At 69.5% G+C, this 12,652-nt stretch carries 9 protein-coding genes; 2 read left to right on the top strand and 7 right to left on the bottom strand.

Annotation, left to right across the window (positions count from 1 at the left end):
• Positions 1 to 32: 32 nt before the first annotated feature.
• Both ACVTJA_RS24770 and ACVTJA_RS24775 read right to left on the bottom strand, forming a co-directional pair.
• The gene (locus tag ACVTJA_RS24770; RefSeq protein WP_465839686.1) at positions 33 to 3,245 is read right to left on the bottom strand and encodes a protein kinase domain-containing protein; all 3,213 of its coding nucleotides are present in this window, start codon (positions 3,243 to 3,245) and stop codon (positions 33 to 35) included.
• A 112-nt stretch (positions 3,246 to 3,357) separates the two neighbouring features.
• Positions 3,358 to 4,056, bottom strand: coding sequence for an expansin EXLX1 family cellulose-binding protein (locus tag ACVTJA_RS24775; RefSeq protein WP_465839688.1), 699 nt, complete (start codon positions 4,054 to 4,056; stop codon positions 3,358 to 3,360).
• A 186-nt stretch (positions 4,057 to 4,242) separates the two neighbouring features.
• Between ACVTJA_RS24775 and ACVTJA_RS24780 the strand changes: the two genes are divergently transcribed.
• Together ACVTJA_RS24780 and ACVTJA_RS24785 are read left to right on the top strand one after the other, a co-directional pair.
• Complete coding sequence (locus ACVTJA_RS24780) at positions 4,243 to 6,768, top strand: RCC1 domain-containing protein (RefSeq protein ID WP_465839689.1); 2,526 nt, start codon at positions 4,243 to 4,245, stop codon at positions 6,766 to 6,768.
• Between the two features lie 196 nt (positions 6,769 to 6,964).
• On the top strand, positions 6,965 to 7,585 hold the full coding sequence (locus ACVTJA_RS24785; protein WP_465839691.1) for a hypothetical protein: 621 nt from the start codon (positions 6,965 to 6,967) through the stop codon (positions 7,583 to 7,585).
• 51 nt (positions 7,586 to 7,636) lie between these two features.
• On the opposite strand, the gene ACVTJA_RS24790 is transcribed toward ACVTJA_RS24785, so the two are convergent.
• The 5 genes from ACVTJA_RS24790 to ACVTJA_RS24810 all read right to left on the bottom strand — a co-directional run bounded on the left by ACVTJA_RS24790 (position 7,637) and on the right by ACVTJA_RS24810 (position 12,468).
• Positions 7,637 to 8,263, bottom strand: a complete 627-nt coding sequence (locus ACVTJA_RS24790) for a CHRD domain-containing protein (RefSeq protein ID WP_465839692.1) — start codon at positions 8,261 to 8,263, stop codon at positions 7,637 to 7,639.
• Positions 8,264 to 8,365: 102 nt separating this feature from the next.
• On the bottom strand, positions 8,366 to 9,250 hold the full coding sequence (locus ACVTJA_RS24795; protein ID WP_465839693.1) for a LysR family transcriptional regulator: 885 nt from the start codon (positions 9,248 to 9,250) through the stop codon (positions 8,366 to 8,368).
• A gap of 99 nt (positions 9,251 to 9,349) precedes the next feature.
• Positions 9,350 to 10,240 (bottom strand): DUF3455 domain-containing protein, encoded by an 891-nt coding sequence (locus ACVTJA_RS24800; protein ID WP_465839695.1) that lies wholly within the window; start codon positions 10,238 to 10,240, stop codon positions 9,350 to 9,352.
• A gap of 140 nt (positions 10,241 to 10,380) precedes the next feature.
• Positions 10,381 to 10,908, bottom strand: coding sequence for a hypothetical protein (locus tag ACVTJA_RS24805; RefSeq protein ID WP_465839697.1), 528 nt, complete (start codon positions 10,906 to 10,908; stop codon positions 10,381 to 10,383).
• Between the two features lie 333 nt (positions 10,909 to 11,241).
• Positions 11,242 to 12,468, bottom strand: coding sequence for a cytochrome P450 (locus ACVTJA_RS24810; protein WP_465839698.1), 1,227 nt, complete (start codon positions 12,466 to 12,468; stop codon positions 11,242 to 11,244).
• Positions 12,469 to 12,652: the final 184 nt, after the last annotated feature.

A 12,652-nucleotide genomic window follows, 5' to 3' on the forward strand; every position in this document is an offset into this window, starting at 1 on the left:
TGCAACTATGAGGCAATTCAACTCACAGGGGCTTAGCGACCTGGAGCGCGGGCGAGCCTTTCGAGCCGTCCGGCTCCCCGGGCCTTCGCCTCGCGGTCGACGACGCGCAGCAGCTCCGTCCCGTCGGCCCTTCGCCCCGCGGCAACCTGGGCCCGGGCCTGCGCCAGCCGCGTCTCGAGCCCGCGGAGCACGTGCCCCTTCTCCTCGAAGAAGCGGAGCGGCTCTCGCGAATCTCCGAGCGCGCGGGAGGGCTCACCCATCGCCGTCCAGAGCTGCGTCTCGACCACCGTCACCTGGTGCTGGAGGAGCTCGGACCGGGCCACGGCTCGTGCCTTCTCGAGCTCGGCCCGGGCTCCCTCCAGGTCCTTCTGCGCGAGCAGGCTCTGGCCCAGCACCACATGGGCCTCCGCCAATGCGTCGGACGCCTTCTGCTCCTCGAAGGACTGCTGTCCCTGACGCGCCAGCGCTTCCGCCATCGCGGGCTTCCGCTCATCGAGCGCGAGTCGCGCCTGCATGATGCGGACGTTGCTGGCATCGCCCTGGCGTTGGGCATCGAGGAAGAGGGCGAGTGCCTCCTCCAGGTGCTGCCGAGAGCGCGGAATGTCCCCCTGGTCCCGGTAGACGCCGCCCAGTCCGGCGAGCGCGTGGGCCCTATAGATTTCCAGGCCCGCCTCGCGGCTCAGCTCCAGTCCTTCGAGGAAGCGCTCCTCCGCGCGCGCGAGCTCTCCGCGCCCATGGTGGACGATGCCCAGGTTGAGCAACGTCGCGATGAGCCCGGGCCGCTCACCCGTTCTCCGCGCGAGCGTCAGTGCCTCTTCGAGGTGGACCTGGGCCTCTTGCAGCTCCCCCATGGCCACCAGCACATTGGCCAGACTTCCACGCGCCCGCATCTCGTCATTCGGCGCGCCGCGCCGCGTGGACGCATCCACGAGACGCTCCAGAATCTTCAAGGCCTCGGCGAGCTCTCCCTTCCTCCGCAACGTGTTCGCCAGGTTGTGCAGGGCCTGCTCTTCGCCCCGGACATTGCCAATCTTTCGCTGGAGGGCGACGGCCTTCTGGAGGGACTCGGCGGATTCGTCGAGCCGCCCCTGCTGGAAGTCCATGGCGCCGAGCATGTCCGCACCCCGGGCGAGACACCCATCCAACTGGAGCCGCTCGCACGTCTCCACGGCCTGGCGATGCGAAGCCCGCGCGTCATCCATCTGGCCCAGTTGGAACAGGGCCCAGGCCTGGGAGTACAGCAGCTCGGCCAGCACCCGGGTGTTTCCCAGCGGACGCGCATGGGCCTCGCCACGGCGGGCGGCATCGAGCTGGCCGCGGAAGTTCCCCATGTCCTGGCGGGTCGACGCCTCCTGAAGGTCGATGCGTGGATCCTGGTTCGCGGGGGAGGGGAGCTGGCGGAGCCGCTCCAGCGTCGACAGGGCCTCCCGTGGCTGGCCCGCCTCGGTCTGTGCGCGAGCCAGGCTCAGTCCGTAGCCCAGGTTGTCGGGGTAGAAGGTCCACAGGGCGCCGAAGGTCTTCACGGCCTCGGGATACGACTTGGCGATGGAGAGCACGTCTCCCTGGAGTGCCAGGCGGGCCTCTCGGGGAAGGCCTTCCGAGAGCTGGATGGCCCGCTCCGCCGAGGCCCGGGCCGCGGTGCTGTACCCCAGCTCCGCGGAGACCCGGGCCAACGCGGCGTGAATCATGGGGTGCGAGGGCTCGGCCCGGGCCGCTCGGGTGAGCAGCTCGTGGGCCTCATGCACCGCCTGCCGGCGCTGGGCCGCGAGGCCCTCGGCATAAAGACGGGCGGCCTCGGCTCCTCGCGGAAAGATGCCGCGGACGTCCCGGGCCTCCGACTCCGTCAACGCCTTCAGCTTCAGCTCCTCGCGCAGCGTCCTGCCCGCGCGTCGGGTCAGCTCGAGGACCCCGTCCGCGCGGGTCCCAGATTCGCTCACGCGGGCCAGCTCGGCACCGGACGCGACGTCGTGGAGGACCAGGTCGACCTGCAGCAGCTCGCCCGAGTCGCGCTCCGTCACGCGAAAGCCGCCGGAGAGCGCGAGCTCCGCCCCCGTCGCGAGCTGCAACCGGAGGAGCGCCTCGGTCGAGGGCGCCGTGGGAAGACGAAGGTCCGCCACCACCTGGGATGGCACGGTCCGGAATCCCTCGCCCGCCGACAGCTCCGCGGTGAGCGCATCCACGAGCACCGTCCCGAGCCAGGCGTGCGCGGGCGCCTGCGAGCGATTGTCCAGCGCCAGCACGGCCAATGTCCGGCGCTCCGCCGTGCCATTTCGCGCTGGCCCGTGCCAGGGCCGCCACGCGAGGGCCGAGCCGGTGAGCAGCAACAAGAGCGCGACGGCGCCCATCGCGAAGCGCTGCTTCAGGGGTGCCACCGAGCGGGCTCGAGCGAGCGCCGCCAGCAACTCCTCCATCGAGCCGTAGCGCGCTTCCGGATGCTCCGCCAACCCTCGCGCGAGCACCGCATGGATGCCCGCGGGGATGGGCGTGTGGTGATGCTCGCGGAGTGCCTCGTCCAGGGACACGCAGAAGCTGTACACGTCCGAGCGCACGCTGGCGGGGACCCTGCGAAGGAGCTCGGGAGCGACGTAGCCGGGAGTGCCCTCGATGCGGGAGGCGAGCCGCACCGTCACCACGTCGCCCGCCGCCCCCGGGAGCTCCGCCTCTGGAGCCGGCGCATGCGGTGGTGGGGGAGTGCCGGACGACAGCAGCCGCGCCAGCCCGAAGTCGGTGACGCGAGCGTTGCCGGTGCGGTCCACGAGGACGTTCTCCGGCTTGAAGTCGCGGTGCACGAGCCCCACCGCGTGAGCGGCGGCCAGGCCCTGTCCGGCCTGCTCGAACATGGAGAGGATTTCCTCGACGCCGCGCGGGCGCTCCTTCAGCCATCCCCGCAGCGTCGTCCCGTCCACCCGCTCCATGGCCAGGAAGACGCGCTCTTCCTCCACTCCGACGTCGTGCACGGTGACGACGTGGGGATGGGACGGCCGCGCCGCGGCCTGCGCTTCACGCAGCAGCTCTTCCGAGGCGGCCTGTCCCGTGGCGCGCAGCAGCTTGAGGCAGATGTGCCGGTCGAGCCGTGGGTCGTATGCCGCGTACACCACGCCCATCCCGCCCGAGCCGAGCACCTCCTGGACCACGTACCGCCCCAGCCGCGTCCCCCGGGGAAGGAAGCCGCCTCGCGCGGGCGTTCTCCGCTCCGTGATGACGTCCGTGGGCTGTTCCGCCCAGTCGGGAGGCTCGGCTCTCATGGTGCGCGGGCCTCTATCTGAACGAACGTTCGCTCGCAAGCGCCCTCATGCGCTCCTCTCCGCGGCCCCGGCATGAGGGTGATGCCCGGGGCCGCGCGTCTGTCGAGCGGCTTCAGCGGAACTGGCTGGAGCCGTCGACGCTGTCGTCGTCGAGCACCTTCGAGAGGGTGTCCTCCACCTGCTGCCCGTCGCTGGCGGTGACGCGGAGCTGGAAGCTGCCTTCGCCCATGCCGCTGGAGTTGACGAAGTAGTTGTAGTTCTCGCGGGGAACCTCGTTCCACCCGCCGGTGCCGCGCTTCCACTCCAGCTTCTTGATGGGGAGCCGGTGGTTGCGGACCTGGATGGCGGTCCACCACGGGTTGCTGCCGTCCTTGAAGTGGTACTCGAGGTTGCCGGCCACGTCACAGGACACGGGCGTCCAGGTGATGTTGACCCGGCCCGCCTGCATGTCGGCAATCTTGGCGAAGGCCTCGCGGCTCAGGTCCAGGTGGCCGCTGTTGCAGTCCGACGCCGGGCAGCGGTCGACGATGCGCACGCGGACGCTTCCCTTGGGACCCTTGACGTCCACGCACATGCCGCAGGCGGCGCTGTCGGCGTACTGGGCCTCGTTCATGGCCGCCACCATCAGGTCGCCGGTGGGGTCGAAGCTGCAATTCCCGGCGCCGTTGGCGTCGTAGTAGGTTGCGATGCCTTGCTGCTCCTCGCCGAGCGGCGTACCGCCGCCGGACGGGTCGTCACTGCACGCACCACACGCGAGGAGGGCGGCGAGGGGGAGGAAGAGGGAACGGGACTGTGGGGGAAGGTGTCGCATGCACGGTGCAGCATACCCGCAAATGGCGCCGCGTTTCCCCCACGGAATGGATAGCGGACATCCGCAATCCCTCTCACCGCGCCCGGCTTCCAACTCTTGCCCTGGAATGTCGGTCACCGGGGCCATGCAACACCAGATGTGCCAATGCAGCGATGCGTTACCTTTCTTCTTGCTCTCGAGGGTTCCATGCATCGAAACCGTGTCGTCACCCGATGGCTTCAGGGCGCTGTTCCCGCGCCCGTTCTTTCTCTCGACGTCCTGCTGCTGGCGGCCCTGCTCGTCCTCGTCACGGGCTGTCATGGCTCCGACCCGGAGCCGACACCCACGTCCCCCTCACTCGTCGAGAGCACCCAGTCCGCCGTCAACGTGCTGCCCCGCGACACGGTGACCTTCCACGTCGCCGCGAAGGACGACGCGAATCGCCCCCTCCGCATCACCTGGGAGGCCAGCGACGGCGAGCTCGAGGTGCCCCAGGGCACCGCCACGACGAGTGATGTGAAGTGGCGGGGGCCGGACTGCATGCCCGCGGGCAAGCGCATCCACGTTACCGCCACCATCACGAATGACGCGGCACCCGCCATCTCCCACACCTTCATTCTGTCCGCCCAGGCCTGCCCGGGCCCATCCATCGTGGGGGGATACATCCACTCGCTGGCCCTGCGCGCGGACGGCACCGTCTGGGTCTGGGGCCGTGGCGGCACGTCGATGACCAGCAGCACCCCCAGCACCATGGTGAAGGTGCCCGGGCTGTCCGACATCACGGCCGTGGCCACGGGAGGCGGCCACTCGCTGGCCCTGCGCGCCGATGGCACCGTGTGGGCATGGGGATACAACGCCAACGGTCAGCTCGGTAACGGGGAGACGTGGAGCACGGACCGCCCCGTCCAGGTGCGGGGATTGACGGGCGTCATCGCCGTGGCCGCGAGTGGCAACCACTCGCTGGCCCTGCGTGGCGACGGCACCGTGTGGGCCTGGGGAGACAACACCGACGGCGAGCTCGGTGATGACACCAACGAGGAACGTCACAGCCCCGTGCAGGTGCGGGGGCTGACTGGCGTCACGGCCATTTCCACGGGCTCCTTCCACTCACTGGCCCTGCTCGCCGATGGCACCGTCCGGGCCTGGGGACAACATCTCTTTGGCACGCCCGATGGAATGGGGGGGAGCGTCAGCTACACCCCCGTGCAGGTCGCCCCATTGACGGACGTCGTCGCCATCGCCGCGGGATGGCACAACTCGCTGGTCCTGCGCTCGGACGGCACCGTCTGGGCGTGGGGCATTGATGGCGAGGGCCTGCTGGGCGCCGGGGCAACGAGCTCCAGCACCACCCCCGTGCAGGTATCCGGGCTGACCGAGGTCACGCTCCTGTCCGCGACGCACTCCCACGCGCTGGCCCTGCGCGCGGATGGAACCGTGTGGACGTGGGGAAACAACAGCTTCGGACAGCTCGGCGATGGGACGAACACCCGCCGCCGCGCCGCACCCATGCAGGTGCCCGGACTGGTGGACGTCACCGCGGTGGCCGCCGGCGGCAAACACTCCCTCGTCATGCTTGCCGACGGAACCCCGCGGGCCTGGGGCTCCAACCTGGACGGACAGCTCGGCATGTCCATGGACACGACCCGGCGCTTCACCCCGGTGCAGGTGTCGAGCCTGTCGGGCGCCACCTCCGTGGCCGCGGGGTGGGACCACTCGCTGGCCTTGCGCGGCGACGGCACCGTCTGGGCCTGGGGCAGCAACCTCAGGGGGCAGCTTGGAATCGCGACGGGCAGCAGCGGCAGTGCGACGCCCGTTCAGGTTCCCGGCTTGAGCGGCTGCGTCGCCGTGTCGGCGGGCAGCGACTTCTCGCTGGCGCTGCCTGGCGATGGCAATGTCTGGGCCTGGGGCGCCAATTTCTACGGCGTGCTCGGCATCGAGGCGACGCTTGGCCGCGACACGCCCGGGGTGGTGCCCGGCGTGACGGGCGTCAGCGCGGTGGCCGCGGGCGAGTCCCATGTTCTGGCCCTGCGCGGCGACGGCACCGTCTGGGCCTGGGGAAACAACCAGGCGGGTCAGCTCGGTGATGGGACGACCACCGAGCGGCACAGTCCCGTGCAGGTGGCGGGCCTGACGAACGCCGTCGCCATTGCCGCGAGCCGGGCCCACTCGTTGGCCGTGCGCGAGGATGGCACCGTCTGGGCCTGGGGGAGCAACGGCTTCGGCGAACTGGGGGATGGGACGGCGACCGACCGCGTCACTCCGGTGCAGGTGCCGGGGTTGACGGGTGTCATCGCCGTGGCCGCGGGCTCGAACCACTCGCTGGCCCTGCGTGATGACGGCACCGTCTGGGCCTGGGGATTCAACTACGAAGGCCAGCTCGGGATTGGGACGAGGACGGGCCAGCTCGCCCCCGTGCAGGTGTCAGGGCTATCCGGCGTCAAGGCCATTGCCGCGGGTGGGGACCATTCGCTGGCTGCCATCGACAAAGGTCCCCTCAGCGCCTGGGGAAGCAACTTGCTGGGGCAGTTGGGGATTGGAGCGGGCTCTGGCCGGAACACGCCTGGACCGGTGTCCACGCTGCCTGGCGCCAGTTTCATGGTCGCGGGCGCCGCCCACTCGCTGGCCGTGGCCGGCGACGGTACCGTCTGGGCCTGGGGCCACGGCGCGTATGGACAGCTCGGGGAAGGCACGGCGGGCTACGTCAGCCGGCCCGTTGTGATTTCACTGCCATGAGGTATTGAGAAAGAGCCGGGTTCCCGCATACCCGGCTCACCCTGGCCGCGAACACCGACGGCGAAACACACGCGCACGCCGGGATGAATCCTCTCATGCCGCGCCGCATGAGTGTGAATCAAAAGACAGATTGTTGCTGCAATACGTCTCGAGATTGGTACCTTGCGCGCCCCTTCAACCAGGGAGTTGCAAGCGTATGCAGATGTTCGGACGTGGTGTCTATCTTTGCGCGGCAATCGCTCTCACGGCGTGTGGAGGTCAGGAGTCCCAGTCGCAGCAGCAGGAGCCGGGCTCTGAGGTGGCCACGCAGGAGGCGGGGCTCACCGAGGGCACGTCGCGCGGGTGCAGCTTCAGCATCTCCTACAGCGCGCGTCCGGGCACCCTTCCGCCCGTGTACGACGTGCAGTTGAACCGCGCGGCGTCGGACACGTGCGCGGGGGGCCAGGCGAGCCTGCCGCTGGGCTCGTCCACCAGCTTCACGCCGAGCATCTCGCTGGCGGCCAATGACCTGGGCGTGGCGGTGAGCTGGGTCTACAAGTCCTCTCCGAGCGGCAGCTCGCCGTCGCTGCTGGCCCTGCGGCACGTGGACCCGGACACGATGACCATCGTGCGCAGCGAGGGCCTCTCCGCGGGCAGGTTCGGCTCGGGCAGCATCTACTCGGGTAACCTGGCCATCCTCGCGGACGGCACCACGCTCACCGTGACGGGCACCAAGTACGGCGTCATCAGCGGCGAGACGGGCAGCGGCAGCAACTACGTCGCCACCTACGCCAACTTCTTCACCAGCACCGCGCCGCGCACCGTCGTGGCGTACTGATTCATGACTGAAACGGCGGCCCCGCGAGAGCAGGGCCGCCGTGTCCATGTCTCAGGGCTCGGCGGCGTAGAGCTGCCCGCGCATCTCGCCGTAGTAGGTGTGGGCCTTGGTGTGGAGGTTGAAGTAGAGCACGCCCTTGCGCGCCAGCCACTCCAGGCCAGCCACCGTCTTGGTCTGCGCGAGGAAGCCGAGCTCGGCGGGGCAGCTCTCCGGCAGTCCGGACTTCATGCCCTTCATGTCCTTGATGAAGACGATGTCCTTGTTGCTGATTTCGAGGGACATCTTGCCGGCGGCCAGCGTCTTCGTGAGGTCCCTGGACTCGCCGAGGTTCACGATGACGGGGCCGAGCACGCCCGGCGGGCCGCAGTGGATGTGGAACATGAGGATGTCGGCGGCGTTGACGCCTTCAATCTGGACGTCGATGTAGGCCTTGCTCAGGTCCTTGGCGAACCGCACCTGGCCCCAGCCGCGGGACTTGCGCTGCTCTCGCGGCGTGGAGGGCGCGGTGGCGCCGAGGCTCTTCTCCAGGACCTTCGGCGTCTCGGACTCTTCACCGGGCTCCTGCGCGGGGCTGAGGAAGGCCTCGTAGACGGTGAACGTCGAGGCCCCGAGCGCGGGCTCCTTGGCGTGGGCGGACAGGGCGAGCAGGGCAACCGTGAGGGCGAGTCGATTCGGCATGTGCATGGCGGGCTCCAGCGCGGGACGGATGCCTCCTGAGTAGCGCGGGCCCGGGATGGGTGATGGCCGAAGGTGGACAGCCAGTGTCCATTATCGGTCTGCTCACAGCGGGTCGAGGACGCCCCGGATGTGTGACAGCACGTGTTTGACCTTGGGAATCTCGGAGAGCGCCTCGGGGACGCTGATGCGCAGCGGGCGCTCGCGGCCCACCGCGTCGTGGAGCACGGGTACGAGCGTGTCGTCGGGGATGCCCGGGTCGGGCAGGTCGACGCTGGGCACGAGGCCGATGCCCTGGCCGGCGATGCAGCACGAGCGGATGAGGTGGATGTCCGGGGTGATGAGGGCGGGCTCCACGCGGAACAGGGGGCCCTTGAGCGAGGGCCACAGCCGCGCGTCCTCGCCGGGGGGCTCCCAGGCGAAGAGCTCGTGGCCCTGGAGGTCCTCCACGGAGTGGGGCGTACCGCGGCGCTCCAGGTACTCCCTGCTGGCGATGAGGCCTTCGCGGAGGCGGAGCACCGCGTGGGACAGCCACGGCCCCCTGGGCAGGTCCTCGCCGAAGTGGACGGCCATGTCCACGTCGTCGAGGGGCTCGCCGAGGGGGTTGTCGCTGAAGCGGGCGTGGACGCGGAGCTGCGGCCAGGCGGTGCGCAGCGCGCCGTAGAGGGGCGTGAGCAGGTGGGGCGGGAGGCCGATGGGGAGCACCACGCGCAGCAGGCCGGAGGGGGCCTGGCCCACCTCGCGGATGGAGGCGAGCAGGGCGCTCGTCTCCTGCATCATGATGCGTCCGCGCTGGGCGAGCACCGCGCCGGCTTCCGTCAGGACGATGCCCGAGCGGGTGCTCTTGAGGAGCGGTACGCCGGCGCGGGCCTCGAGCGCCTCGACACGGCGCCGCAGCGTCGTGCGCGACACGCCGAGGGAGTCCGCGGCCGCCAGGAACGAGCCCGTCTCCGCGACATCGAGAAAGGCGCGCAGCTCTTCCAGGTCCATGCTCTTGCCTCGCTGACGTGAGTCTACGTCAGCGGAGGCGCGTGGCCCTCCTCGGGGCGGAGCCAGAGGCTCCAGCTCCCGGAAGAAGAGCCGCCGTCATCACGGGGGCGTGAGCACTTCGACGAAGTAGTAGTCCGCCGAGTACGGCACCCGCTCCCGCTTGCCCTCGTCCGCCGCGCCCGCGCAGCCCGACGTCGGCGCAATCCCTCCCACGGTGTTCAGCCGGAGCACGTAGCCCCGCTGGGTCCCATCGGAAGTGGTGCGCGAGAACACGTCCGAAGGCAGCCCCTGGTCGATGCGCGCCGCGTTGGAGAGGCGCAGCACCGGGACATTCCCCGCCCCGTTGGGGACCGAGGCATCAGCGGCGCCGATGAAGAGCGTCTGCCCCGACGTGGGCACACCGCCATTCAGCGCCGGAGCGGAGACCCGCCAGGCGGGGCCGATGGGAGGCGTGCCGGTGGGAGCCCCGAAGTCGATACCGCCCGGGTACCGGAAGTGGTCGAAGACCAGCGTCTCCAGTCCGGGGACGTCCTCGGTGGTGATGGGGCGGAGGCCGGCTTCGGGCCGGAGGAAGGTCCAGGCGAAGCTGCCTCCGGAGCTACGGCACTCATACACCTGGGCCGCGGGCGCCGAAGGCGTGACGTCCGTGGGGAGGCTCACGGAGCCCGTCCCCAGGGGTGGTGCGCCCGCCGGAGTGTCGACAGTCTTGTATGCGGCCACGATGCGAGCGGAGGGACGCGAGCCGGGCTCGCGGCCCAGCAGCTCGCCGAGGTCGTAGTCCGTGCCTCCCAGATTCACGCGCAGCAGGTCCGCCGGCACGCCGTCCGGCAGCTCGGTGGGCGCGTCCCGGGTGATTCGCCGCAGGGCTTCCGTGGCCTTCTCCGCGTCGGAAGCGTCGTCATCATCATCGTCATCACACCCTCCGAGCACCGCTCCGGAGAGCGCGAGCGCAGCAATCACACACGAGGGCCACGGGCGAGAAGTCTTCAAAGGCGTCCTCCAGCGACAGTCGGCCCACGGTGAGGCCGGCCCGTCGTGCCAACAATCGTGCTGATGGAGGACCCACTGTTTCGCACTGGAAGGCGCGGCAGCCCCAGGATGCCGAGGCTCGGTGCTGCCGTTCCCCAGGGTTATTGCCGCCGGAAGATGGAGCGTCCCTCGCGCAGGCAGGCGATGAGCGCGTCGCGCCGGAGCCCGCTCGCATCGACGACCTCGTCCACGAGCCACTGCCGCACGCGCTCGAGGAGTTCCTCGTTCCGGAAGAAGTCCTCGTCGGAGCCCAGCTCGGTTTCCAGATCGCCACCGAAACGGATGTCGTGGTCCTCGCCCAGGAACAGCCGCGTGCGGATGCCGCCGGAAGCCATCAATGACTTGTCATTGCGGAAGCCATGGACGAAATCCCTGGCGAGGATGTCTCCGCCGACGAAGAAGGCTCCATCGGTGACGAGACTTCCGCAGCTCAGCTTCCCGGCGATGGCGACGCGCGAGTCCGGATCGGAGTCGCGAACGAGCCCCGTGACTTCCGTGTCCCCCAGCACGAGCAGGTTGCCCACGACATGCAGGTTGCCTTCGACGCGAAGGTCACCGGGGACGACGCGGACCTCGCCCGGTTCCACCTTCAGGTCTCCGGAAACGATTTGCGAAACTCGTGGCGTCAAAGCCGCCTCTCGAAGCAGCCATGCAGCCGCGTAGAACACCCAGGGCTCCGCGTTCCGTTTCCGGAGCTCGCGAACCCATTCCTCGGCGGAGGAGGGCACTGCCTCCGGGCACCGGTCGAGGACCTCCAGACGGCGCGGTTCTGCGTGTCGGGCTCACTCCCCAGGACGGTGCCCTCGGGTCCCACCCCGATGCAGAGGCGGTCTGCCTTCATCCGCACCTGGGCCGGGTGGGGCTGTTTCGGGCTGCGGAGGATGGGCGCCAACTGGGACCACGGCGTGTGCGGTCGTAGGGAATCTCCATCCGCGCAGTATGCCCCGCGCGGGAGGGCGCCCCTACGCCTGCACGTCCCAGGCGATGGGGAGGTGCTCGAAGCCGCGCAGCATGAGGTACGGCCGGCGAATGGCGGGCTCGTCGGTGCGCAGGCGCAGGTTGGGCAGCCGCTGCAGGAGCTGCTCGAAGGCAATCCGCCCCTCCAGCTTCGCCAGCGGGGCGCCCACGCAGAAGTGGATGCCCTTGCCGAACGCCAGGTGCTTCCTCGCGTCCGCGCGGTGGATGTCGAAGCGGTCCGGCTCGGTGAACTGCGTCTCGTCGTGGTTGCCGGACTCGTACAGGATGAACGTCCGCGAGCCCTTCGGAAGGGACACGCCGCCGAGCGTCGTGTCCGTCATCACCTGGCGGAAGAAGCCACGCACGGGCGGCTCCTGGCGGAGGATTTCGTCGATGGCGTTGGGCAGCAGGCCCGCAGGGTCCGCCTTCACCTCCCGCAGTTGCTCGGGGTGATTGAGCAGCAGCCACAGCCCGTTGCCGAGGAGCCCCGTCGTCGTCTCATGACCGGCGGAGAAGATGTCCATGGCGTTGCAGACCGCTTCCTGCTCGGTCATCGGCGCGGTGCCGCCCATCGACTGCGGCACGAGGAGGGTGAGCAGGTCCTCGCGCGGCTTGCGGCTCCGCTCGTGGAGCTTCTCCTTGAAGTACCGCTCCATGGCGATGAAGCCGTGCGCGCTCTCCACCTGCTGCTCGATGGGGGCCGTCGCGGACATCAACAGCGTCTTGTCGTCCGACCAGCCCTTGAGCTGCTGCATGTCCGAGCGCGGCACGCCAATCAGGTCGCAGATGACGAAGGCGGGCAGGGCGAAGGCGAACTGCTGCACCAGGTCTCCCTGGCCGTCCTTGATGAAGCCGTCGATGAGCCCGTTCGTCGTCGCCCGGATGGAGGCCTCCATCGCGGCGATGCGCTGGGGGCTCAGGGCCCGGCCGAACACGTTGCGCATGCGCGTGTGGGTCGGCGGGTCGCTCTGCACGAGCGACTGGAACTGCGAATAGCCCTGCTTGAGGATGTTGAGCACCTCGGGGTGCGGCTCGGCCTTGGCGTCGAGCGCTCCCACCGAGGAGAAGCGGTCCGTATCCCGCTCCACCTCGGCGATGTCCGCGTAGCGGGTGACGACCCACAGGCCGAACATGGGGCTGTAGAACACGGGGCGCTCACGGCGCAGCCGCGTGTACATCGCGTAGGGGTTCTCCATCTGGTCGGGAGCCATCGGATTGAAGGCGGCGACCAAGGCGTCAGTGTCCTGGATGTGCGTGCTTGGGGGAGCCATCCCCCCAGCATAGAGCACCTAGATAGCTGGATTCACTCGGATTTCGCGGGGAGCGCGTTGACGCCTGGGTTTGTCAGTACGCCATGTCATGGTTGCGCCCGGCTTTCACCGCGAGATGTGACATGCGGAAAAAAGCCAGACACGG

The organism is Pyxidicoccus sp. M6 (assembly GCF_055568925.1).

Coding starts and splice junctions, on each gene's coding strand:
- ACVTJA_RS24770 (WP_465839686.1), bottom strand. CDS start 3,245: ATGAGAGCCGAGCCTCCCGACTGGGCGGAACAGCCCACGGACGTCATC.
- ACVTJA_RS24775 (WP_465839688.1), bottom strand. CDS start 4,056: ATGCGACACCTTCCCCCACAGTCCCGTTCCCTCTTCCTCCCCCTCGCC.
- ACVTJA_RS24780 (WP_465839689.1), top strand. CDS start 4,243: ATGCATCGAAACCGTGTCGTCACCCGATGGCTTCAGGGCGCTGTTCCC.
- ACVTJA_RS24785 (WP_465839691.1), top strand. CDS start 6,965: ATGCAGATGTTCGGACGTGGTGTCTATCTTTGCGCGGCAATCGCTCTC.
- ACVTJA_RS24790 (WP_465839692.1), bottom strand. CDS start 8,263: ATGCCGAATCGACTCGCCCTCACGGTTGCCCTGCTCGCCCTGTCCGCC.
- ACVTJA_RS24795 (WP_465839693.1), bottom strand. CDS start 9,250: ATGGACCTGGAAGAGCTGCGCGCCTTTCTCGATGTCGCGGAGACGGGC.